This is a genomic window from Streptomyces sp. NPDC031365, assembly GCF_055569765.1.
Genome location: NZ_JBVIIM010000001.1, coordinates 54,544 through 75,432 on the forward strand (window position 1 = coordinate 54,544; position 20,889 = coordinate 75,432).

General features: G+C 68.7%; 24 protein-coding genes. 15 read left to right on the top strand and 9 right to left on the bottom strand.

The genetic code is table 11. The features are described 5' to 3' along the window. Window positions 1-38 precede the first annotated feature (38 nt). A complete protein-coding gene (locus ACZ5C2_RS00290) occupies window positions 39-1,295 on the top strand; it encodes a GNAT family N-acetyltransferase (RefSeq protein ID WP_468784904.1) in 1,257 nt (418 codons plus the stop codon). Between the two features lie 164 nt (window positions 1,296-1,459). Here the strand turns inward: ACZ5C2_RS00290 and ACZ5C2_RS00295 are convergent, their stop codons facing one another. Beyond that, entirely contained in the window at window positions 1,460-1,645 is a 186-nt protein-coding gene (locus ACZ5C2_RS00295; protein WP_125505585.1) for a hypothetical protein, read from the bottom strand. 178 nt (window positions 1,646-1,823) lie between these two features. Here ACZ5C2_RS00295 and ACZ5C2_RS00300 point away from each other — a divergent pair, with 178 nt between their 5' ends. Next, complete coding sequence (locus ACZ5C2_RS00300) at window positions 1,824-2,732, top strand: winged helix-turn-helix domain-containing protein (protein ID WP_468784907.1); 909 nt, start codon at window positions 1,824-1,826, stop codon at window positions 2,730-2,732. A gap of 34 nt (window positions 2,733-2,766) precedes the next feature. Here ACZ5C2_RS00300 and ACZ5C2_RS00305 read toward each other — a convergent pair whose 3' ends face one another. Then, a complete protein-coding gene (locus ACZ5C2_RS00305; RefSeq protein WP_468784909.1) occupies window positions 2,767-2,955 on the bottom strand; it encodes a hypothetical protein in 189 nt (62 codons plus the stop codon). 132 nt (window positions 2,956-3,087) lie between these two features. Between ACZ5C2_RS00305 and ACZ5C2_RS00310 the strand changes: the two genes are divergently transcribed. The 4 genes from ACZ5C2_RS00310 to ACZ5C2_RS00325 all read left to right on the top strand — a co-directional run bounded on the left by ACZ5C2_RS00310 (window position 3,088) and on the right by ACZ5C2_RS00325 (window position 8,237). After that, on the top strand, window positions 3,088-3,975 hold the full coding sequence (locus tag ACZ5C2_RS00310; protein WP_468784911.1) for a GntR family transcriptional regulator: 888 nt from the start codon (window positions 3,088-3,090) through the stop codon (window positions 3,973-3,975). Next, complete coding sequence (locus tag ACZ5C2_RS00315) at window positions 3,975-4,736, top strand: HAD family hydrolase (RefSeq protein WP_468784913.1); 762 nt, start codon at window positions 3,975-3,977, stop codon at window positions 4,734-4,736. Before ACZ5C2_RS00310 ends, ACZ5C2_RS00315 begins: the two co-directional genes overlap by 1 nt. 392 nt (window positions 4,737-5,128) lie before the next feature. Next, window positions 5,129-7,267 carry an aminoglycoside phosphotransferase family protein gene (locus ACZ5C2_RS00320; RefSeq protein WP_468785736.1) on the top strand — a complete coding sequence of 713 codons (2,139 nt, stop codon included), beginning with the start codon at window positions 5,129-5,131 and terminating at the stop codon, window positions 7,265-7,267. Between the two features lie 82 nt (window positions 7,268-7,349). Beyond that, window positions 7,350-8,237: a hypothetical protein gene (locus ACZ5C2_RS00325; protein WP_468784915.1), complete on the top strand. Its 888-nt coding sequence runs from the start codon at window positions 7,350-7,352 to the stop codon at window positions 8,235-8,237. Between the two features lie 160 nt (window positions 8,238-8,397). On the opposite strand, the gene ACZ5C2_RS00330 is transcribed toward ACZ5C2_RS00325, so the two are convergent. Next, a complete protein-coding gene (locus ACZ5C2_RS00330) occupies window positions 8,398-9,108 on the bottom strand; it encodes a FadR/GntR family transcriptional regulator (RefSeq protein ID WP_468784917.1) in 711 nt (236 codons plus the stop codon). Window positions 9,109-9,321: 213 nt separating this feature from the next. Between ACZ5C2_RS00330 and ACZ5C2_RS00335 the strand changes: the two genes are divergently transcribed. The 4 genes from ACZ5C2_RS00335 to ACZ5C2_RS00350 all read left to right on the top strand — a co-directional run bounded on the left by ACZ5C2_RS00335 (window position 9,322) and on the right by ACZ5C2_RS00350 (window position 13,796). Next, window positions 9,322-10,566 carry an aminotransferase class V-fold PLP-dependent enzyme gene (locus ACZ5C2_RS00335; protein ID WP_468784919.1) on the top strand — a complete coding sequence of 415 codons (1,245 nt, stop codon included), beginning with the start codon at window positions 9,322-9,324 and terminating at the stop codon, window positions 10,564-10,566. Between the two features lie 70 nt (window positions 10,567-10,636). Further along, window positions 10,637-11,932 carry an ABC transporter substrate-binding protein gene (locus tag ACZ5C2_RS00340; RefSeq protein WP_468784922.1) on the top strand — a complete coding sequence of 432 codons (1,296 nt, stop codon included), beginning with the start codon at window positions 10,637-10,639 and terminating at the stop codon, window positions 11,930-11,932. Window positions 11,933-11,934: 2 nt separating this feature from the next. Then, window positions 11,935-12,963, top strand: coding sequence for a carbohydrate ABC transporter permease (locus tag ACZ5C2_RS00345; protein ID WP_468784924.1), 1,029 nt, complete (start codon window positions 11,935-11,937; stop codon window positions 12,961-12,963). Next, a complete protein-coding gene (locus ACZ5C2_RS00350; RefSeq protein ID WP_468784926.1) occupies window positions 12,960-13,796 on the top strand; it encodes a carbohydrate ABC transporter permease in 837 nt (278 codons plus the stop codon). Before ACZ5C2_RS00345 ends, ACZ5C2_RS00350 begins: the two co-directional genes overlap by 4 nt. 82 nt (window positions 13,797-13,878) lie before the next feature. Here the strand turns inward: ACZ5C2_RS00350 and ACZ5C2_RS00355 are convergent, their stop codons facing one another. From ACZ5C2_RS00355 to ACZ5C2_RS00370, 4 genes are all read right to left on the bottom strand, one after another. Then, window positions 13,879-14,478 carry a DinB family protein gene (locus tag ACZ5C2_RS00355; protein WP_468784928.1) on the bottom strand — a complete coding sequence of 200 codons (600 nt, stop codon included), beginning with the start codon at window positions 14,476-14,478 and terminating at the stop codon, window positions 13,879-13,881. A 5-nt stretch (window positions 14,479-14,483) separates the two neighbouring features. Next, window positions 14,484-14,960 (bottom strand): pyridoxamine 5'-phosphate oxidase family protein, encoded by a 477-nt coding sequence (locus ACZ5C2_RS00360; RefSeq protein ID WP_468784930.1) that lies wholly within the window; start codon window positions 14,958-14,960, stop codon window positions 14,484-14,486. 122 nt (window positions 14,961-15,082) lie between these two features. Beyond that, window positions 15,083-15,604 (bottom strand): AAA family ATPase, encoded by a 522-nt coding sequence (locus tag ACZ5C2_RS00365; RefSeq protein WP_468784932.1) that lies wholly within the window; start codon window positions 15,602-15,604, stop codon window positions 15,083-15,085. A 694-nt stretch (window positions 15,605-16,298) separates the two neighbouring features. Next, window positions 16,299-16,721, bottom strand: coding sequence for a hypothetical protein (locus ACZ5C2_RS00370; RefSeq protein ID WP_468784934.1), 423 nt, complete (start codon window positions 16,719-16,721; stop codon window positions 16,299-16,301). A gap of 69 nt (window positions 16,722-16,790) precedes the next feature. Between ACZ5C2_RS00370 and ACZ5C2_RS00375 the strand changes: the two genes are divergently transcribed. Continuing rightward, complete coding sequence (locus ACZ5C2_RS00375) at window positions 16,791-17,414, top strand: TetR/AcrR family transcriptional regulator (RefSeq protein ID WP_468784936.1); 624 nt, start codon at window positions 16,791-16,793, stop codon at window positions 17,412-17,414. 446 nt (window positions 17,415-17,860) lie between these two features. On the opposite strand, the gene ACZ5C2_RS00380 is transcribed toward ACZ5C2_RS00375, so the two are convergent. Next, window positions 17,861-18,229, bottom strand: coding sequence for a hypothetical protein (locus ACZ5C2_RS00380; RefSeq protein WP_468784938.1), 369 nt, complete (start codon window positions 18,227-18,229; stop codon window positions 17,861-17,863). Further along, window positions 18,226-18,495 (bottom strand): hypothetical protein, encoded by a 270-nt coding sequence (locus tag ACZ5C2_RS00385; protein WP_468784940.1) that lies wholly within the window; start codon window positions 18,493-18,495, stop codon window positions 18,226-18,228. The genes ACZ5C2_RS00380 and ACZ5C2_RS00385 overlap by 4 nt, the downstream gene beginning before the upstream one ends. A 57-nt stretch (window positions 18,496-18,552) precedes the next feature. On the opposite strand from ACZ5C2_RS00385, the gene ACZ5C2_RS00390 reads away from it, so the two are divergent. The 4 genes from ACZ5C2_RS00390 (at window position 18,553) to ACZ5C2_RS00405 (ending at window position 20,545) form a co-directional block, all read left to right on the top strand. Further along, a complete protein-coding gene (locus ACZ5C2_RS00390) occupies window positions 18,553-19,002 on the top strand; it encodes a DUF4240 domain-containing protein (RefSeq protein ID WP_468784942.1) in 450 nt (149 codons plus the stop codon). Between the two features lie 238 nt (window positions 19,003-19,240). After that, window positions 19,241-19,576, top strand: coding sequence for a hypothetical protein (locus tag ACZ5C2_RS00395; RefSeq protein ID WP_468785738.1), 336 nt, complete (start codon window positions 19,241-19,243; stop codon window positions 19,574-19,576). After that, complete coding sequence (locus ACZ5C2_RS00400) at window positions 19,573-20,166, top strand: hypothetical protein (protein WP_468784944.1); 594 nt, start codon at window positions 19,573-19,575, stop codon at window positions 20,164-20,166. The genes ACZ5C2_RS00395 and ACZ5C2_RS00400 overlap by 4 nt, the downstream gene beginning before the upstream one ends. Before the next feature lie 34 nt (window positions 20,167-20,200). Next, window positions 20,201-20,545: a hypothetical protein gene (locus tag ACZ5C2_RS00405; RefSeq protein ID WP_468784946.1), complete on the top strand. Its 345-nt coding sequence runs from the start codon at window positions 20,201-20,203 to the stop codon at window positions 20,543-20,545. Window positions 20,546-20,889: the final 344 nt, after the last annotated feature.

The window sequence follows — 20,889 nt, forward strand, 5'->3', positions numbered from 1 at the left end:
CGTCGACACCCGCCGCGCGGCCGACCTACCGTGAGCCCATGGCCTCCCGCACCGACATCGATGTCCGCACCGTCACCGAGTCCGAGTTCGCCGACTGGAACCGGGCCCTGAACATCGGCTTCCTGCGGGAGCCCACCTCCGCCGGGGACATCATCGAGGCGCGCCGGGTGCAGTTCACGTCCGGCCGGTCGGCGGGAGCCTTCGACGGCGGTCGCTGCGTCGCCACGTTCCGTTCCTTCGCGCAGGAGCTCACGGTGGCGGGCGGGGCGACCGTGCCGTCCAACGCGGTCACCAACGTCACCGTCGCCCCCACGCATCGCCGTCGCGGACTGCTGACCCGCATGATGGCCCGGGATCTGGCTGCCGCGAAGGAGCGCGGGGACGCCGTCGCGACGCTGATCGCCGCCGAGTACCCGATCTACGGACGGTACGGCTTCGGCCCGGCCACCTCGGCGACCGAGTGGACGATCGACGTGCCGCGGGCCGGTCTCGACCCGCGGTGGGCCGGACCGGAGGACGGCGGGCGGATCGATCTCGTGGACGCGGAGGACGTCCGCGAGCTGGGGCCCGGGCTGCACGAGCGGCTGCGCCGGCAGCAGCCGGGTGCGGTGAGCCGGGACGAGCTGTGGTGGAAGATCACCACCGGGGCCGTGCGCTTCCACCCGACGTTCCACGAGCCGTTCTACGCGGTGTACCGCTCGGCCGGCGGCGAGGTCGAGGGCATGGTCGCCTACACGGCGGACGACAACTGGGGCGATGCCAAGCAGCCGTTGAACACGGCGCAGGTGAAGTGGCTGATCGGGGTGACTCCGGCCGCCGAGCGTGCGCTGTGGCGCTACCTGTGTTCGGTGGACTGGGTGGTGAAGGTGAAGAGCGGCTGGCGGGCCCCCGACGATCTGCTCCCGCACTTCCTGCCGGACCCGCGCGCCGCGGCCGTGACCACACAGGCGGACTGGCTGTGGGTGCGGATCCTGGACGTCGTACGGGCGCTGGAGGCGCGGACGTACCAGGCGGCGGGGTCGCTGGTGCTGGAGGTGGCCGACGGCGGCGGGCTGACCGGCGGGCGGTACCGGCTTCAGGCTTCGGCGGACGGAGCCGGGTCCTGCGTCCCGACCACCGAGGCCGCCGATCTGACGCTGGACGTCGCCGAGTTGGCGGTGCTGTGGCTGGGGGACGAGTCGGCGGTTCGGCTGGCGGCACTGGGCCGGGTGCGGGAAGAACGAGCGGGCGCCGCCCGTCAGGCCGACGCCCTGCTGCGTACGTCCAGGCGACCGTGGTGCCCGGACATCTTCTGAGCGCTGTCCCTGTACGCGCTCCTGCTGCTGCCTCCTTCCACCGACGACGGTGAGCACTCATCCGTAGCGAGCTGTTCAGTTGTGGTTGTTGTGCGGTGGTGCCTACTGACGGGCTCCCGGCTCCCCTCCGGAAGGGAGCCCGGTCAGAGGTCTGTGCGGTACTGTCAGCCGGACTGGGCGAGCAGCATCACGAGGATGACCGCGCCGATGCCGCTGATCATGGTGTTCCGTGCCTTGATGCCCACGGTGAGGGCGACGAAGGCGATGATTCCCATCGGCCCGTATTTCCATTGGATGAGCTGTTCGAATCCGATGGCCAGGGCGGCGAGGACGATGGCGATGAGCGGCATGGCGGTCCCCCTTGGTCCGTGGCCCTCAACCGTCACCCTGGTGGCCAACCCCTCTGTGAGTCGACCAGGTTGCACGAGTTGGTGACCAACTTCTCCTTAGTTATCTCCGCTTGGAAGAGGCTTATAACCACCCTTCGCCGAACTGCCCGAAGATGGCGAGAAGTTGTAGTGTTCGGCTGTGGACCCGGAACATGCCCCCGTCAATGGGCGGAAGAAGCCACAGCGGCCACAGAGAACCCATCGTGAGGTGGCCGACGAGCTGCGCGCACGGATCCGGACCGGTGCGCTGCGGCCGGGCGAGCGCATGCCCACCCAGGCCCGGCTCGCCGCCGAGTTCGGCGTGGAGCGCCCCGCGATACGCCGGGCGCTGCGCATTCTGCAGTCCGAGCAGCTGCTCACCAACGTCTCCAAGGGTGCCCCGGCGACCGTCGCCGGCCGGCCCCCCGAGGCCCCGGCCGGCCCCGCGGCACCGCCGCTGCCCACCACGGTGGCCCTCGCGCCCAGGATCGCCGCGGCCTTCGAGGCCGAGCACGTCGAGATCGACGCCGTCTGCCTGACCTCCATCTCCCTCACCCTCGCGATGGGGGAGCCGTTGCGCCAGATCCATGCGGGGCGACTGAAACCGGCCAGGGTCGACGTCCGGGTACTGCTGCCGAGCCGGGACATCGACCTCGCCTTCCCGGTGCCGGTCGAGGGGCACGACGGTGCCGAAGGACCGGTCCACGAGCGCTGGTTGTCGATGCGCAACGCCCAGGGCCAGGTGCTCCGTCACAATCTGCACGCCCTGCGCGCGACGCACGGCATCGATGTGCGGGTGCGGTTCCGCGCGCTGCCCTTCACCCCGCCGGTGAAGCTGTATCTGCTGAACAACGTGGAGGCGTTGTTCGCCTACTACACGGTGGCCCGCAGCGAGGCGGAGATCGACCACGAGAGTCTGGAGATGTACGACGCCCAGGGCATTCGGTCCATGCTCTTCGCCTTCGAACAGGGGTCCGGCCTGCGGGACACCACGTTCGTGGAGCAGTCGCACCTGTGGTTCAACGCGCTGTGGGAGACCATCAGTTCGGAGCTGGTGCTCACGAGCTGACGTCTCCCACGGGTCACGGTGACGGGGTGGTTCCTCACAGGGCGGGCCGCGCCACAAGCAGCGCGAGCAGCACCGCCCCGGCGGAGCTGATGCCCGGCCTGTCGGCCCTGATGCCTAGGGTGAGGAGCAACAGGCCGACGAGGCCGGCCACGCCGAATGTCCACTCGACGAGCTGCTGGACGGTGACGACGAGAACGGCGGAGACCAGAGCGATGACGTGCATGGTGTTTCCCCCTCAGCGGTGAGGCCAACTTGGTGAAGTTGGCTACCAACTCTGGAAGAGTTGTCCCCACTTGGTCGCTACTTATAAACAACTTCCAAACAACTCCCCTTAGATGGATCAAAGTTGTAGCGTTTGGTCGTGACCCAGGAGAACGTGGCAGTGAACGGCAGCGGCAGGCTCACGCCTCAGGAGATCGCCGACATCCTGAGGGAACGCATCCGGGCGGGCGAGCTCAAGGCGGGCGACCGGCTGCCCACCCAGGCGGAACTGGCCGAGGAGTTCGGTGTGGAGCGCGGCACCGTCCGCCAGGCGCTGCGCGCGCTCCAGGACGACGGCCTGCTCAGCAACGTCAGTAAGGGCAGCCCGCCGAGGATCGCCGACCCGGCCCCCGCCCGGACCGCCCGCGAGGAACCCCAGCCGACGATGGTGGCGCTGGCACCGCGCCTGGCGGAAGCCTTCGAAACGAACCGGGTGCGGATCGACGCGGTGTGCCTGACCTCCGAAAGCCTCATGCTGGCGCTCAGCGAACCGGTCCGGCACGTTCACGAGGGCCGTATCCGCCCCGAGTCGGTCGACGTACGCATCCTGCTGCCCTCCCGCACCATCAACCTGGCCTTCCCGGTCCCCGTCGAGGAGGGCGGCGACGACAACCCGGTGCACGAGCGCTGGCTGGCGATGCGCAACGCCCAGGCCCGTGTCCTCCAGCACAACCTCCTCGCCCTGCGCGCCACCCACGGCATCGACGTACGCGTCTCCTTCCGCGCGCTGCCCTTCACCCCGCCGGTGAAGCTCTACCTGCTCAACGAAAAGGAGGCGCTGCTCGGCTACTACATGCTCACCCTGCGCGAGGAGGAGTGGGAGAGCCGGAACCTGCAGATGTACGACGTCCTGGGCTCGGCGTCCCTCCTCTTCTCCTTCCTCGGGCAGGCCGGGCAGCGGGACCAGGCGTTCGTGGAGGAATCCCAGAAGTGGTTCGACGCCCTCTGGGAAACCATCACGACGGACCTGACACTCTCCTAGTGACTTCTGAGACGACACAGACAGATGCGGTGACAGCCGAGACCGAGACCGAGACTGAACGGGGCGCCCTGCGGGAACTGATCAGGGGCGCCCGTGTCGTGCTGTGGGATTTCGACGGCCCCATCTGCCGTCTCTTCGCGGGCCACTCGGCGGAACGGGTGGCGACCGACCTGGCGGCCTGGCTCGAGGGCCGCGGCCTGCACGGCCTGCTCGAGCCCGAGGAACGCGAGTCCCTCGATCCGCAGATCCTCCTGCGTGCGGTCGATCGCCGCCATCCCGGCAGCGATCTGGTCGCGGAGCTGGAGGAGCGCCTCACCCGGGAGGAACTGCGGGCTGCCGCCTCGGCGCGGCCCACGCCGTACGCCGACCCGCTGATCCGCACCTGGACCGCGGTGGGTGCCGGCTTGGCCATCACCACCAACAACTCTCCGCGCGCAGCGCGCGAATACCTCGCCTCACGGGACCTCGTCTCCTGCTTCGCCCACCACATCTACGGCCGCACCCAGGAACTGAAGTACCTCAAACCCCACCCCCACTGCATCCACCACGCCCTCAACGCGATGGGCGCCGCCCCGGCGACCGCGCTGATGATCGGTGACAGCCCGCAGGACTTCCGCGCCGCGCAGGCAGCCGGCATACGGTTCCTCGGCTACGCCCGCAACGATCGCAAGCACAAGCTTCTGAGCGACGAGGGCGCCACCACTATCGTGGACTCTCTGGAGCCCGTACTCCGCCTGGTCCGCGAGCGGCACCAGGCATGAGCCGACAGGGCCGGTCGCTCTCGGCCCGGACACGAGGTCATTGAGCGGCCGCTTCTTCGTGGACGCATGAGCGAGTGGTTCGGCTCGATCGAACCCCCGCCTTCCCAGAGACCGGCATGCTGTAGCCTTCGCGCACCGATTGAGCGACCGCTCTGCTCCGTTCGTACCAAGGGGCACATCCGTCGACGCGAACGGGCTACCGCCGCCTCAGGCGGATGGGTGACACCCTCCCCGACGCGTCCCGGCCTGCGGGGGCTTCGCATGCGGGACAGCAGGCCGCGTGTCTAACTTCAGTTGTGACTCCCTCGTACCTCCCGGAGCGGCCAGTGGGCGCACCACCTATCCCCCGACCCGCCCTCGGAGGACTCCACGCGCCCGGCACGGCGCACCGGGTGTCCCGGCTGCGGGACTTCGCGACACTCGCCACCCGGTCGGGAACGGCCAGCAGTGGTCACCACAATCGGAACTACGTGGTGCCACTGACCGGGCCGGAAGCACGGCTGCTGGGACGTGAGACGGGGACCTCCGTCAAGGTGAGGGTCCGCCGGACCGGAGTACTGCCGGTCGTGATCAGGACCTGGGACAACGAGGACGAAATCCTGGGCGCGGTCAAGGGTGTCCTGCCGCATGTGCCTCAGTGCCTGGCCAAGGGGGCCGGCTTCGCCATCCACAGCTATGTGGAAGGTGTCCCGCTGTCCAGCGTCTGCGGCAACGGCAAGCCCGTGGACACACTGCTGGTCAGGGCGCTGGCCGGGCTGCTCGCCCAGATGACGCGGGTGCGGCGCGGCGCGCTTCCGCCCCTGCCGGCTGCCTGGCCCCGCAACGAAACGGACAGCCAGGGATTCCTGCGCACTCTGGCGCTCTTGGCCGACCAGCAGATCCGGCAACCCAACTGGAGAATATTCGGTGGTCTGTTCGTGGCGCTGGGCGTTCCGGAGGACGCCTTGACCCGTCTGGCCGAGCGGGTCCCCGCCATGGCGCGACGGCCGTATAGCCTGCTCCATGCGGACCTGCACCGCGACAACCTGATCGTCTCCTACGGCGGGGCTCCCCCGCTGATCTGCGTCGACTGGGAGCTGGCTACGTACGGTGACCCGCTCCACGACCTCTCCACTCATCTGGTGCGGATGCGGTATCCGGCCCGCCAGTGGCGTGAGGTGATCGACGCGTGGGCGGAGGCCATGCGGAGGATCCGCCCGGCCGCCGTGAACGGACTGGTCAAGGATCTGCCGCACTACCTGGCCTTCGAGCGGGCGCAGTCGGTCTATCCGGACGTGATGCGGGCGGCGCACTCTCTGAGGGACTCGTTCTCCCAGAAGAAGCTGGACGAGGCGACGGCGGAGGTGAGCAGGGCGCTGAAGGCAGCCGCAGAACCGTTGCGGCTGAGGAACGTGCCCGAAGCGCAGGAGATCGAGCGGGCACTGTGGCGCTGGGTGGCTTCCCACGGTGACCCCGACGGCGCGAGCCGCGGCCCGGTCGCTCAGGTGCTCGACTGGGAAGCGGACCGCCGACTGCCCCTGTCGCCGGACTTCCCCGAACTCGCGGTGCGCGAGGCCCTCGTTCTGGAAGGGGCGGCGCCCGCAGGGCGGGTGTTCAAAGGCACCGCTCACCTCAACACCGTGGTCAGGGTGCCGAGCGCCGAGTACCCCGTGGTCGTGAGGCGAAGACTGCTCGAAGCCTGCCGGCGGGAACGCAGTTTCCTGAGCGAGCATGCCGTGCTGCGCTCCATCGAGCAGACCTCCGTGGCCGTCGCGGCACCCAGGGTGCTGGCGTTGGGCGCGAACCACGGCAAGGACCGTTTCGCCATCCACACGTACGTGGGGCCACGTGACATCGACCGTCCTCCGAACCATCCGGTCAACGGTCTGCTGCCGCACGAGGCGGACGGCCTGGTGGACCAGCTCTGCGGCCTGGCCCAGGTGGACTACAAGGAACTCGACCCACTGGCCGGTGAACGAGGCTTCTACCGTTGGCTGACGGACCAGCTCGTCCTGCTCGTCGCGGAGCTTCCGAAGAGGTCGCAGCAACTCGCCCGGCACCTGGGGCTGCCGCATGCCGAGCGGTTGCACCAAATCCTGTCCCGGCACCAGGTGAGCCACCGCGAGCCGTCACTGCTGCACGGCGACCTGAACCCGTGGAACCTGGTGCGCCGTGACGACGCGTACGCGCTGACCATCATCGACTGGGAGATGGCCCTGATCGGCGATCCCCTCTACGACCTGGTCCGGCACATGCACCTGACCCCGACCCGGCGGGAGGTCCGTGAACGGATGTTCAGCCGCTGGGAGCGTCGGCTGCCACCCGAGTACACCCGCGACTGGCGCCAGGACTGGCAGGTGTACTCGAGACTGGAGGCGGTCCGGTCCGCCTACATCGACCTCGACCGGCTGGTGACCGGCGCCAGTCTGGACGCGCCCAATGTCCGTCGGGCGGTGGAGTCCTATGCGGTGACGCTGGCTGTCGCCAGCGGCTCGCTCGGCCTGCCGCTCCGCTCCACGGCGAACCCGTATCTTGCCCGGGCACTGGTGTAGGTGGAACATGTCTACACCGAAGCCCAGGACAGCCGTGCGGGTGTGACGGCTCGTCGGGGGCGGCACGCGGAGGGGGTTCGGCATGCCGGGGCGCGTGAACGGGTCGTCCGACGGCGGTGTGGCCCGGCGATTACGTCGCTATCAGGAACGCTTCGAGCCCTTCGCGACCCGTCTCGTACTGGGGGCCGTCTTCGTCACCGGACTGGTCGCCCAGTTCGTCCAGCCGGTGGGGGACGCCCTGGAGGGGAAGGCATTCCTGGGCGGGGCCCTGCTCAGTCTGGTCGGGTACGTGCTGTACGACGCCGTGAACGAGCTGTCCTCGTCGCTTCGCCTGCCGACGCAGACCCTGGTGAACTCCAGTGAGCTGGGCGGCTTTGTCGGCGAGGCCTTTCAGGCGCGCAAGGTGGAGATCAGTTTTCTCGGCTACACGGGGGAGACCCTCCACAACGAGCTTTATCACCGTCTGGAGGACCTGTTCGACAATCCGGGGCCGACGAGGAAAGTGTCCGTACGGATGCTCGTACCGGACTTCGAGCAGCCCATGACGGTACCGGCCGAAGTGGGTCCGGGTGGCCGTCCCGTGGACGATCCGGCGTTCCGTGACCGGATGCTGAGGCGCTGCGAGGAGTACGACGGAATCCTGTCGGACATCGCGGACCGTCTCACCGGTACGGGTCGTCTTGTCGTCCGGTGCGAGTACCGCTTCTACCCCGGCATCCCTCGCGACAAGATCTGCATTTTCAACCGGGCCCACGTCCTGCACGGCCTCTACGACGTCTCCGCCCGGATGCGCCTGCAGCACACAGGGCCCGAGTACTACGACCCCAAGGGTTACAAGACCGACTTGAACGTCTGGTCGCGCGGGGGGACAGCGGCAGCCGAGGCGGCCGTTTCCACGTGGGTCAAGCACTTCGACGACTTGTGGACCCTCGCGTCGGTGCCCCGGTGGCGGCGGAGCGCGGCCCCGTAGGCCCCTGTGCGGGCACTCGTCTCCGACCGCGGCTGCCGGCGAGTGGCGTCAAGGGGCTGGAGTACGACCACGTGGCCGCCGTCGAACCGGCGGCGATCGCGGAGGCGGAGGAACGCGGTCCGCGCCGGCTGCACGTGGTGCGGGCGCGGGCGGTGTTCTTCTAGGGCGCTGCCGCGACGGTTCCGTCCTCCTCCACCGGCGGCATCAGCGCGCGCAGCCAGCGTTCCGTCTGGGTGACGTGGGCCTCGGCCGCGCCCGCTGCCGTGCCCGGGTCGCGGTCGGCGATCGCGGTGGCCAGGATCCGGTGGTCCGTGTCGCTCTTGCGGCGCAGGTCGGGGCCCTCGGGGAGGGTGAAGACCTGGTACTTGCGGGAGCGGGACCGGAAGACCGCGAGCAGGGAGGCGAGGGTGGGGTTGCCGCCCGCGCGGGCGATCTCGGCGTGGAAGCGGTGGTCGAGTTCCGACGCCTCGGTGGGGTCCTCGGTGGCCTCCATGGCCTCGATGAGGGAGAAGAGGGTCTCGATCGTGCCGGGGGTGGCACGTGCGGCGGCTTTTGCCGCGACGTGGGCCTCCAGGACGCGCCGGATCTCGTAGACCTCCAGCAGGCCGGGCAGCGGCAGGAGCTGCAGGGTCAGGGAGAGGCTCCCGATGAGGTCCTCGGGCCTGAGCTGGGAGACGTAGGTGCCGGAGCCGTGGCGCGGCTCGATCACTCCCAGGGCGGCGAGCATGCGGACCGCCTCGCGGAGCGAACCGCGGGAGACGCCCAGTTCCTCGCAGAGATCCGCCTCGGGGGGAATGCGCTCCCCGGCGCCGAGCCGCCCCGTCGCGATCATGTGCCGTAGGCCGTGGAACGCCTTGTCGACTGCGGACATCCGTTTCCCTCCCCTGGCGGACCGGCGGCGCCGTCGGCCCTCGGTGCACTGTAGCGAGCCAGGTCATCAAATGTCTTGGATGTGTCAGCCGTAAGTCATCTGACTTCTCTTGCTGCAAGGGGCTTGTCATGGCCGAAAAACGCATGCCACCATCCCGAGTCATCATACGTCTCGGCCTGAGGGTCTGATGTGTCCCTCGCGGATGGGAGTCATGTGAGCGAGACCGAGGTCACCACCGCACCACGTCCCCTGCTGCTGGCCGACGGCCGTCCGGCGGCGCGGGCGTGGTCGCTGGACCCCGCCCTGCGCCATCTCAACCACGGCTCGTTCGGCGCCGTACCGCTGGCCGCCCAGGAGCGGCAGAACGAGCTGCGTACGGAGATGGAGCGCGCGCCGGTGGTGTGGTTCCCCGAGCTGCCGGGGCGGCTCGCGGCGGCCCGGGTCGGTCTCGCGTCCTTCCTCGGCGCGGACCCCGGCGACCTGGCGCTGGTGCCGAACGCGAGCGCCGGAGTGAGTGTCGTGTACGCGGGGCTGGAGCGGCGGGGCGGCGGGGAGATCGTGGTCACCGACCACGGCTACGGCGCCGTGACCATGGGGGCCGAGCGGCTGGCCCGCCGCTGGGGCGGCCGCGTGCGTACCGCCGGGGTGCCGCTGGACGCGGACGAGGAGCAGGCGTACGAGGCCGTGATGGCCGAGGTGGGGGAGGGCACCGCGCTCGTCGTGGCCGACCAGATCACCTCGGCGACCGCCCGCCGGCTGCCGGTGGGGCGGATCGGGGCGGAGCTGCGGCGGCGCGGTGTCCCGCTGCTCGTGGACGGCGCGCACGCGCCCGGGCTGGTCGCCACCCCGCTCGATGGTCTCACCTGCGACTTCTGGGCGGGCAACCTGCACAAGTGGGGCTGCGCGCCGCGCGGTACGGCGGCCCTGGTGGCGCGCGGGCCGCTGCGGGACGGGCTGTACCCGCTGATCGACTCCTGGGGCGCCCACGACCCCTACCCCGACCGCTTCGACCAGCAGGGCACGGTGGACGCCACCCACTACCTGGCCGCGGCCACGGCGCTCGACTTCGTCGGCACCACCTGGGGCTGGCCCGCCGCCCGCCGGTACATGGACGATCTGGCCGGCTACGCCGAGCACGTCGTGGGCGCCGCGTTCACCGCACTGACCGGCGCGGACGCCTTGGTCGACGTCGGCATGCCCGTACCCGGCATGCGGCTGGTGCGGCTGCCCGACGGTCTCGCCGACAGCCGCGTCGCCGCGGACGCCCTGCGCGACCGGGCCGCCGCCGAACTGGGCGTCGAGGCAGCGTTCACCAGTTTCGACGGCGTCGGCTATGTGCGGCTGTCCGCGCATGTCTACAACACCGCCGAGGACTACGAGTACTTCGCCGAGCGATGCGTTCCCGTGCTCGGCGAGTGGGCCCGCGCTGCGCGCGCACAGCGGTACGGCACCGCCTAGCCCCGTGCCCACCGCCGTATCCCCGTGCCCCACCGCCGTATCCCCGTACACCCAAGGAAGAGGTCAGACGATGAGAAGAAGGACGGCAGCTCTCGCGCTCGGCACCGCCGCCGCGATGGTCCTGACCGGCTGTTCCACCATGAGCCCCGGTGAGAGCGGAACAGTCACCCTCAACATGGTCGAGAGCCTGACCAACCCCGCCCGCTCCGATCTGCTGAAGGAGCTGATAGCCGACTTCGAGAAGCGGAACCCGAAGACCGAGGTCAACCTGGTCTCACCGCCCACCGAGCAGGCCGACCAGAAGATCCAGCAGATGCTCCAGTCCGGCAGCGGCGTGGACGTCCTGGAGGTGCGGGACATCACCGTGGGGCCGTGGTCGAACAACGGCTGGCTGTACGACATGAAGAAGGACCTCGCCGACTGGAAGGGCTGGGAGGCCCTGACCGACAACGCCGTCGAGGCATCCGAGGACGGCGAGGGCAGGACGTACTTCGTCCCCTACGGCTTCTACGGGCTGAGTCTCTTCCACCGCACCGACCTGATCGAGGAGGCCGGCTTCGACAAGCCGCCGGCCACCTGGGAGGAACTGCTGGAGCAGGCCACGAGGATCCACGATCCGTCCGAGCGCCGGTACGGCTACGCCTTCCGGGGCGGCGCCAACGCGCACAGCAACGCCACCGCCGCGATCGAGGCCTACGTCGCCGACGACATCGACCCGGCCAACGGCTACCGGCTCAAGGACGGCAGCACGATCTTCTCCGCGCCCGGCGCGCTCGACGCGATGGAGACGTACCTGAAACTGTTCAAGGAGGCCTCGCCGAAGTCGTCGGTGGCCTGGGGCTATCCGGAGATGGTCGAGGGCTTCTCCAACGGCTCCACCGCGTTCCTGCTCCAGGACCCCGAGGTCATCGCCACCGTCTCGGAGTCCAAGTCGATCGAGCAGAGCCAGTGGAGCACCGCGCCGCTGGTGGCCGGACCCAGCGGCAAGACCGTGCAGCCGCTGGCCACCGCCGGGTGGGGCGTGGCGGACGGCAGCAAGAACAAGGCGGCGGCGGTGAAGCTGGTCGAGTTCCTCTCCGAGGGGGAGGCGTCGACGGCGTTCACCAAGAAGAACAGCCTGGTGCCGATCCTGAAGTCGGCGGCCGAGGACGCGTTCTACCGGACCGGCCCGTGGGCCAGTTACGTCACCATGACGGAGAACCCGGACAAGTACCTCGTCGTGACGCAGCCGCGCGGTGTCGCCTGGTGGGCGGAGTGGCAGCAGCGGGCCGACACCGACGTGCAGAAGATGATCCTCGGCAAGCTGTCGCCGAAGGAACTGCTGGCGGGCTGGGACGCGTACTGGACCGAGAAGTGGAAGAAGTAGCGATGCCCCCCACGTCGACGTCCGGCTCCACGTCCACGTCCACGTCCACGTCCGACGCGCGCAAGGCGCCCTCCGTGCGGAAGGGGGGCGCCCCGCCCGGAACGGCCGGGCGACGGCGGGAGTTCACCGCGCGGCGCGGTCTGGTCATCGCCGCCTTCATGGCCCCGGCGGCGGTCTTCGTGGCGGTCTTCACGTACTACCCGATGATCGCCGGCAGCCAGATGGCGTTCCGGAACTGGAACCTGACCGACCTCACCGACACCTCGTGGGTGGGCTGGAAGAACTTCCGTGAGGTCTTCACCGACCCCGCGTGGAGCACGGTGCTGGACAACACCCTGCTGTGGGTGGTCGGTTCCATCGTGCCCCAGCTGGTGATCGGGTTCGCGATCGCGCTGTGGCTGCGGCGGCGGTTCCGCTTCCGCGGGCTCTACCAGGCGCTGATCTTCTTCCCGTGGGCGATCTCCGGGTTCCTCATCGGCATCCTGTTCCGCTGGCTGTTCAACAGCGAGTTCGGCGTCGTCAACGACCTGCTGCAGAAGGCGGGGATCACCGACGAGCCGATCGCCTGGCTGGCCGACCCCGACACGGCGATGATCGCCGTGCTGATCGCCAACGTCTGGTACGGCGTCACCTTCTTCGCGATCATGATCCTGGCCGCGCTCCAGTCGATCCCCGACGAGCTGTACGAGGCGGCGGCGCTGGACGGCGCGAGCAGGTCGCGGACCCTCTTCCAGATCACCATCCCCTACATCCGTACGACGCTCGCCCTCACGGTGCTGCTGCGTGTCATCTGGATCTTCAACTTCCCGGACCTGATCTTCGGCATGACCGGGGGCGGGCCGAACAACGAGACCCACATCGTGACCACCTGGATGATCAAGATCACGCAGCAGGGCGACTACGGCAAGGCCTCCGCCCTCGGCCTCCTGGTCGTCGCCATCCTGCTGGTCTTCGCGGTGTTCTTCCTGCTGGCGACGCGGGAGCGGACAGTCACGACGCGGGGCTCCGGAAAGCGAGGTGTACGGGCGTGATCGGCAAGGAAACCACGGCCGGCCGGGCAACCAAGTTCACGTTCCTGGGCCTGTGGCTGGTCTTCTCCCTCTTCCCCCTCTACTGGATCACCGTCACCTCGCTCAAGGCACCCGGCGACATCTTCACCTTCCCCCTCGCCTACTGGCCCGAGCGGTTCTCGCTGGACAACTACCGAGGGCTGTTCGGCACGGCCGACTTCGGGACGTACCTGGTCAACAGTGTGGTGGTGGCGACCGTCGCGGGCGTGGTCGCCACGGCGATCTCGACGCTGTCGGCGTACGTACTGGCGCGGTTCGAGTTCCGTACGAAGTCCGCACTGCTGATGGCGGCGCTGGTCACGCAGATGATCCCGTCGTTCATCGCGCTGGGCCCGCTGTACCTGCTGATGACCGACCTCCGGCTGGTCGACAACCGGTTCGGGCTGATCCTCGTCTACATCGCCGTGTGCGTCCCCTTCTGCACGGTGATGCTGCGCGGCTTCTTCGCGAACATCCCGGACGCGCTGGAGGAGGCCGCGATGATCGACGGCCTGTCCCGGTTCGGGGCGCTGGTACGGGTCCTGCTGCCGGTGATGCGGCCCGGGATCGTGGCCGCGTTCATCTTCAACTTCGTCAACTGCTGGAACGAGCTGTTCCTGTCGGTGACGCTGATGAACAGCGACAGCAACAAGACGGTGCCGACGGCCCTGAACGGCTTCATCTCCAGCTTCAACATCGACTGGGGATCGATGTCCGCGGCGGCCGTGCTCACCATCCTCCCCACCATGGTCCTCTTCGCCTTCGCCAGCCGGCACATCGTCCAGGGGCTCACCTCGGGGGCGGTGAAGGGGTGATCAGGGGCGCCGGGGCGCGTGGCGTCCCGGCGGGGTGGTCACGGGCGGGGTGGTCACGGGTGTGGGGGCACGGGCGGGGTGGTCACGGTGTGCCCCCGGCCTCCCGGGCCGCGCGCTCCAGCCGGTTCCGGTAGGACTCCCACCAGGCAGGGTCGGTCGAGGGCAGGCTGCTGTGGGCCGCGATCAGTCCCGCGGTACCGTCCATGAGTTCGCGGAGGATGTCGGCGTGCCCGGCGTGACGCTGGGTGTCGGCGATCACGCGGACCACGGCGTGGTGCAGCGTCAGCTCGTCCTTGCCGTCCGGCCACCACGGCACCCTGCCGGTCGTGTCCAGCGGCAGGGCGGCGATCGTGGCGTCCGAGTGCGCCCACGCCCTGCGGTACAGCGTCACGACGAACGCGCGCGACTCCTCGGCGGTGGCCCACATGTCCGCGTTGGTCTCCGCCGCCTCCGCGAGCCAGGGCAGCGGCTCGCCGGACGGGCGTCCGAAGGTGTCGCCGAGGTAGCCCAGTTCCACACCGGCCGCGTGTTTCACCAGGCCCAGGAGGTTGGTGCCGGTCGGCGTCATCGGACGGCGGATGTCGTACTCGGGGAGGCCCTCGAGTTTCCACAGCAGGGCCTCACGCGCTTGCTGCAGGTAGCGGTGAAGGTCGGACGTGGCGGTTGCGGCTGCGGCGGTCATGAGCGTCAGTCTGCCGCCTGCGCTCCGTCGAGCCAGCGGCCTTCCCGCATGAGGGTGCGCCCGGACATCTCGTTCACCTCGCGCCACGCCTGGACGCGCCGCGGCCGGATGCGGAAGTACTGGTAGGGCTCGTCGATCTCGCGCGGGTCGAAGCCCGTCTTCTCCGCGAAGGCGTCTCCGGTCCCGGCGTCCAGTTCGGCGATGTCCACCGGATCGGCGGTGCCGTCGACGAGCACGACGTCACGGGTCGGCCCGAAACTGAGCCGCACCCGGGGGTCCGCCAGCAGATTGCGGCTGGTGACGGAGGCGCGCGCCGTCGAGACGAGGAACGCGGTCCCGTCCCAGAGGAACGACAGCGGGACGAGGTGGACGCCGCCCGGGGTGCCCGACGTCGCGACCCAGAGGTCGACGTCGTTCTCCAGCCTCGCCCGCGTGTCCCGCAGCCTCTCCTCGAATCCGCGTGGCGGCGCAGCATCGGTCATGGGTGTCCTCCGGTGACTCGGTGGCAGGCACGTCGCTTCGGCCAACTGCCTTCTGCCGCCACGTTAATCACTGCCCGGCCACCGCCGCTTCTCGGATCCTGCCCGGTCACCGCCCACGGACCTCACCTCCTCACGGCCTCCGCGATCGACTGGGCGGCCCGCGCCGGTGTGAGACGTGTCGTGTCGACGACCTCGGCCTCGGCGTGCAGCCACGTGCGGGCCGCCTCGGCATAGGGCTCCAGGTGTCCGAGACGGAAGGCGGAGGGGCCGAGGAGAGCGTCCCCCTCGATGCGCCCGCGGAGGGTTTCCTGGTCGGCGTGGAGAACGAAGTGCCTTACGGGGACGGCGTGGTGCGCGAGACCGGTGCTGATCTCGCGCCAGTACTCCTCGACCAGGACGGTCATCGGCACCACCAGAGTGCCTCCGGTGTACTCGAGGACACGGCGGGCGGTCTCGACCACGAGCTGCCGCCACGGCGGCCAGTGCTGGAAGTTGTCCGTGCCGGGCAGCCCCGGTGTGATGTCCATGAGCGTCTCACCGACCTTTTCGGCGTCGAACACCCGTGAATCCGGGAGCAGCCGCTGTACGAGGGGTGCGGTCGTCGTCTTGCCGGCGCCGTGGGTGCCGTTGATCCATACGATCATGGGCTCCACGCTACTGTCCGGTCGCGGTGGATCCGGCACAGACCGGTAGCCCTGATCAGCGCTACCGGTCGTCTGTGCCAGCGACGCCCGAGCCCTGGCTGGTATCCCGCCACCAGCCAGGAGCGGATGAGGTCCGCCGCCTCCGCCCGGCCGGTTACGCCGCGAACGTGTCCTCCACGAGTGGCGGTGCCGTGTCGTCACCGCGCAGGACTCGGCGACCTGGACGACGGCCCTTCGGCCCCCACATACGCAGGGTCCGCGTGATCCAGATACGCAGGGTCCGCGTGGTCCAGGCGTTCCACCACCTTGATCCGCCGGTAGAGCGCCCGCCGCACAGGCAGCGGCCCGAGCGTCACCCGGCGGTCGGCCCCTGGAGGCGGCTCCGGTGGTGTCACCGGACACCGCACACCGCGTCCCGTCCGGCCCCGACGTGATCGGGCCAGAATGGGAGCAGGTCCACGCCGAGGCCCGCGCTGGGAGCACTGGTCACGTGGAGACGTAGGTGCCTGGGCACCTTCGGTTGGGCGCCGACATCCTTGGTGGCCGTGCCGATGGTGTCGAGGAACTGGCGGGCCGGTCCGACGTGCTGTCGTTGAGCCCCGAGGACACCCGCGACATGGCCGACGGGGTGGCGGGACTCGCCCCATCGGCTGGGGAAGGGGCAGCTACTCGGTGTGACCGTGTCCGGTCTCGCTCAACCCGAGGTATCGCGCTGAGAGTCCGAGGTCATCTGTGTAGGGGCAGCGGCGACCAGCAGCGCGGCGAACACGAGGGGAGCGGCCGTCTGGTACCCCATCCAGACTTCGCCCCCGGCACCGCTGCCCTGCCGCGCCATCAGGAAGCCAGTCAGGGCCGTCAGCACCCAGCCGCTGTCGTAGGCAATCATGAACTGCGTGTAGGTGCGCATCGACCGGCTGCGCGTGTATCTGATTTCGATGCCGCCGCCGATCAGCAGGGCCACGCCTGAGACGACCATCAGCCAGGCCGACGTGCCGAATAACCGGCCGAGTGGGGCAGCACCGGCGATGTAGACAGCGGCGAGCAACACCTTGAAGGCGCCGTCGGCGATGGCGCCCACCGTCTGGCGGGTCACCCGGGGTGCCACGGCCTGGGCCATGAGCGTCCTCCTCAAAGTTCATCCAGACTGGCTCCGTAACGAGATTACGGCAATAATCAAATGATGAGAATGACGAGAGCGGAGGCCAAGGAACGCAACCGCCGCGCCTTGCTGGACGCTGCATTCCAGGTCGTGTCCCGGGACGGATACAGGGCCAGGCTTGATGAGATCGCCGAACGCGCCGACCTGACCACCGGCGCCATCTACTCCCTGTTCGGAAGCAAGAACGGCCTGGTGGTCGCCCTGGTCGCCGACTATCTGCGGCCGTACTACGAGGAGATCGAGCAGGCGGTTCCTGCTGGACTTGATCTGCTGGAAGCGGTCGACGCCTTCGCCCGGTACTACCGGCGCAGTTGTGACGCCCCGGACGCGCTGTCTGGCCTGTCGCTTCAGATCACCTTGCTGGACATGGCCCTGCATGACCCAGAGCTGGGGGCCCAGCTCGCCGCGTCCATCCGGTCGCAGGAGAAGCATCTGGTTGCGCTGTTCACCGGAAGGTCGCACGAAGGGGGCGTCGTGACGTCGCAACAGGCGCAACGCCTGACCACCGCGCTCAGGGCGCTGTTCGTTGGCCTCAGCCAGGGTGTCCCTCTCGGTCTTGCCCCTGGCGCCGACGAGCAGTACTTCGCCGACACTGCCCGGGCACTGGCATCCGGGATGTCCCTCATCGATCACGATGCGGGCGCTTGGTGATGGCCGGTCAGGATGAGGCGTCATCGCGCTTACTCTCGTGAGTCAGGTCTGCGACGACTTCCACCAAGTCGACAAGTCCGTTGCGGAGCGACGGAAGCGTGATGCCTCGGGGGCGGTGGTCCAACTGGTGCCACTGCCTCGTGTTCGCGGAGGAAGCCGATGCCGCCCACTCCGGAGGCGACCCTGTCGCGGGCGGCCAGCAACTGGTCGATGACGTCGAGAGCTTGCCGGGCCATGGCCTCGTCATGCGCAAAATCGGGCACAGCGCCAATCTACGGCGCCGCAACCCGAAACCGCCCGGCAATGTCCGACTGGACTCGGGTGGCAACAGTTGTCGTGCAAAAGCGACATCTATCGTGTCCCGTCTCAGTGAAGGTGAGCCATGTCGAGGCCGTGACCAGCGATGGCTCATTTTGAGTGAGACGCGTTGTGGCCCGGCGTCTCACTCAATCTGAGAATCGGGTGCCCTGCGCTACTTCGCACTCGGCAGCGAACTCGTCGAGGAGCTCGAACAGGACCTTGATCGCGTGCTGTTCGTTCTCAGGCGGAAGGTTCCAGGTGTCGTCCCAGCCGTTCGGGAGGGCGATGTGGAGGACCTGGCCGGGCCATGCGTGGTTGCAGTCGCGTCCGCGACGGACGATGAGCCAGTCGTGCCAGCCGGTGAGCCCAGGCCCACCGTGCCGGAGAGCATGCTGGTCATAACCGGTCAGGAACGCGGTCAGCATGTGGAAGGAGGTCTTGCCGACGAACATGCCGGGACGTTGGCCGACGCTGGCGAAGTACTCGCGTTCAGTCATCTCCGAGAGGGGCTTCATGCGTCCGCACCCTCCTCGTCGCTGGCGCTATCGTCCAGGGCTGGACGAAGCCTGCTGCGGGCCGCCTCTAGACGCTCGGCGTAGTCCGCCGCAAAGATCCCCGGCAGCGACTTGTCGAGCGTTCCGGCGATGCGGTGAAGGGGTGCCCAGACCGCCGCATCGCCGACGAGACGACTGAGGTCCGTCATCTGCACCTGCTCCAGCCAGTCCGACAGGACCAGCGCCTCATCCGAGGTGAGCTTGATGATGATCTCCGGATTCTCCACCCCTCGAACATAGTTCGTCGACCCTGCGCTGTCAGAGGTGCCTGGCACAGTGCCACTGTGGACATTGACTCCTTCTGGGAGCTCATCGAGGAGTGCCGGCGTCAGGCGCCGGGCCCGGACGAGCGGCTCGCGTGGCTGCGTGGCGGATTGTCGCGAAGGTCGCTGGTTGAGGTCGTGCAGTTCCAGGTGCGTTTGGACGAGGTGACGCACGAGGCGTTCACGTGGGATCTGTGGGCGGCAGCAGACCGGATCTTCGGTGGCTGGTGTTCGGATGACGGATTCTGCTACTTCGGCCTGTGGATGGTGGGGCTCGGTCGTGATGCCTTCTCCAGGGCATTGGCTGATCCGGACTCTCTGGCCGACGTTCCGGAGGTCCAGCGCATGGTGGGACGCCCGCGGGAGATGTGGAACGACGACTGGCCCGAGTGGGAGTCTCTCGACTATGTCGCGATGGAGGCGTACGGGAGCCTGACCGGTGTCGATGACGACTGCAGCGAGGCGTTTTAAGAGGATGTCGAGGCCGAACAAGGCGATGGAGAGAGCAGCTCGGGGCCGCTCGGTCAGCGGTGGGACGTGCGACGCGAGGACGAGGCAGCACGCAAGCTGCCGAGACTGAGCGTGATGTTTCCTCTGTGATCGTTCGCTTAACGAGCCGGACGGCGTGGCAGGTGCATCAACGGGAAGCGGTCGGCCCGTGGGCGTCGCCGAACGCGCCTTCTCCTCACCGAGAGATCATGTGAGCGTGATGCTGTGGATCCGCGCTTACGACGGCGAGAGCGATGTCTGGTCGTACTTCGAGCTCGACGGCGAGGAAGGGGCCATGCGCCAGGTCGACCTGCAAGGACCTCAGCGCCAGCCCGTGACCGCAGCTTCGCTGGCGGAGGTCATCGAGATCCGTGACTGTGGCGACCTCGCGGTCATGGCCTCCTACGAGCGGCAGTACGGCGTCCTCGCGGAAGGTGCCCTGCGAGGGTGGCAAGAATCGGACGGCGCTGCCGAGATGACACGCCAGGAATTCGAGTCGACGTGGGCCGCTGCGCGAGAGACCCTCGACGCGGATCGCATCGAGGAGACGAGTTGATCACGGAGTACCAGCAGAAGTTGCGCGAGCGCTATCTCGCCGCCACCGTCATGCCGGCTCCCGAGCCGTGGCAGCCGGTGATGGACCGCAGGACTCCCATCGGGGGCCTTCTCGGTGTTGGATTCGCCGTTCATCTCGACAGCGGCCACGATCTCGTCATGGTCGTGTCCAGCGACGGCCATGGACTCTTCGACGGGGTCACCGGCGAGAAGATCGCTTGCGACCGGGACCCTGACCCGGAAACGAGTACCCCCGGCGCCCACCCGGACCTCACCTGCCCTGGGCTCGGCCCGATGGCGGGCGTCCTGGTGCGCATTGCCGGGCTCTTCGGCGGGGGCCTGCACAGCACCACGCCGGACGGCTGGACCCTGGACGTCGTAAGTCCCGAGTGGCCCCACGACCGCGTCGTCCTCTCCGCCGACGGCGGGTCCCACAAAGGCCCGGCGGGAGGGACGTGGTGGCACGTCTTCCACTCCGAGTACTCAGAACTTCGCGCAGCCGGGTTCTCTCCCTCCGGCCAGACGCTGGCGGTCGCCACCAGCAGTGACCTCGCACTCTGGACCCGGCCCGGCCTCCGCTTCGACGACTGAGCGGACAGCGGGACAGCAGGCGGGAGGAGGACAGATGGACCGGGCGGAACTCGCCGGGATGCTGGGCGACCAGACCACGGCCTGCGAAGCTGCCAGGGAGGCGCTTCTTGCTGGAGGCGACTTTGTCGTATGGGACGGCCGCGTTCCCAGTCAGCAGCTTGCCAGCATCTACGCGGCTCGTCTCCGACGGGCGAGGAAGCGAGGTGCTGAGGCTCTCGCCTTGCCGTCCACCGTCGACATCCTCACCCGGCTCGAAGCCGCTCAGGTCAGGATCGGCTGCATCTTCTCACCGGACCGGACGTGGGCCTTCATGCTCTTCCTCGCCGGCGACGCCGACGCAGTCCTCGCCCGCACGGGAGTCCGCCGAGCTGAACGGTGACAGTTGACCTGCTGACCTATAAAGGACCGGTGGGAGGGGCGGGGGCGCATCTTTCACTCCGAGTAACTCGGAACTCCGCGCAGTTGGTTCTCTCGCCCCGGCCTGGCCCTCGCTGTCGCCACCAGCAGCGACCTCACGCTCTGGACCCGGCCTGAACTCCACTTTGACGACTGAGCGGACAGCGGGGCACCGCGAGAGGTGAAGCCAGATGGACCGGGCGGAACTTGCCGGGATGCTGGGCGACCAGACTGCGGCCTGCGAACCCGCCAGAGCGGCGCTTCTCGGCGGAGGCGACTTCGTTGTGTGGGACGGCAGCGTTCCCAGCCAGTAGCTTGCCAGCATCT

Bases quoted from the DNA above. Each gene is read 5' to 3' on its own strand.
- ACZ5C2_RS00290 (WP_468784904.1), top strand. From the start codon at position 39: ATGGCCTCCCGCACCGACATCGATGTCCGCACCGTCACCGAGTCCGAG.
- ACZ5C2_RS00295 (WP_125505585.1), bottom strand. From the start codon at position 1,645: ATGCCGCTCATCGCCATCGTCCTCGCCGCCCTGGCCATCGGATTCGAA.
- ACZ5C2_RS00305 (WP_468784909.1), bottom strand. From the start codon at position 2,955: ATGCACGTCATCGCTCTGGTCTCCGCCGTTCTCGTCGTCACCGTCCAG.
- ACZ5C2_RS00325 (WP_468784915.1), top strand. From the start codon at position 7,350: ATGCCGGGGCGCGTGAACGGGTCGTCCGACGGCGGTGTGGCCCGGCGA.
- ACZ5C2_RS00330 (WP_468784917.1), bottom strand. From the start codon at position 9,108: ATGTCCGCAGTCGACAAGGCGTTCCACGGCCTACGGCACATGATCGCG.
- ACZ5C2_RS00340 (WP_468784922.1), top strand. From the start codon at position 10,637: ATGAGAAGAAGGACGGCAGCTCTCGCGCTCGGCACCGCCGCCGCGATG.
- ACZ5C2_RS00345 (WP_468784924.1), top strand. From the start codon at position 11,935: ATGCCCCCCACGTCGACGTCCGGCTCCACGTCCACGTCCACGTCCACG.
- ACZ5C2_RS00355 (WP_468784928.1), bottom strand. From the start codon at position 14,478: ATGACCGCCGCAGCCGCAACCGCCACGTCCGACCTTCACCGCTACCTG.
- ACZ5C2_RS00360 (WP_468784930.1), bottom strand. From the start codon at position 14,960: ATGACCGATGCTGCGCCGCCACGCGGATTCGAGGAGAGGCTGCGGGAC.
- ACZ5C2_RS00365 (WP_468784932.1), bottom strand. From the start codon at position 15,604: ATGATCGTATGGATCAACGGCACCCACGGCGCCGGCAAGACGACGACC.
- ACZ5C2_RS00370 (WP_468784934.1), bottom strand. From the start codon at position 16,721: ATGGCCCAGGCCGTGGCACCCCGGGTGACCCGCCAGACGGTGGGCGCC.
- ACZ5C2_RS00375 (WP_468784936.1), top strand. From the start codon at position 16,791: ATGACGAGAGCGGAGGCCAAGGAACGCAACCGCCGCGCCTTGCTGGAC.
- ACZ5C2_RS00380 (WP_468784938.1), bottom strand. From the start codon at position 18,229: ATGAAGCCCCTCTCGGAGATGACTGAACGCGAGTACTTCGCCAGCGTC.
- ACZ5C2_RS00395 (WP_468785738.1), top strand. From the start codon at position 19,241: ATGCTGTGGATCCGCGCTTACGACGGCGAGAGCGATGTCTGGTCGTAC.
- ACZ5C2_RS00405 (WP_468784946.1), top strand. From the start codon at position 20,201: ATGGACCGGGCGGAACTCGCCGGGATGCTGGGCGACCAGACCACGGCC.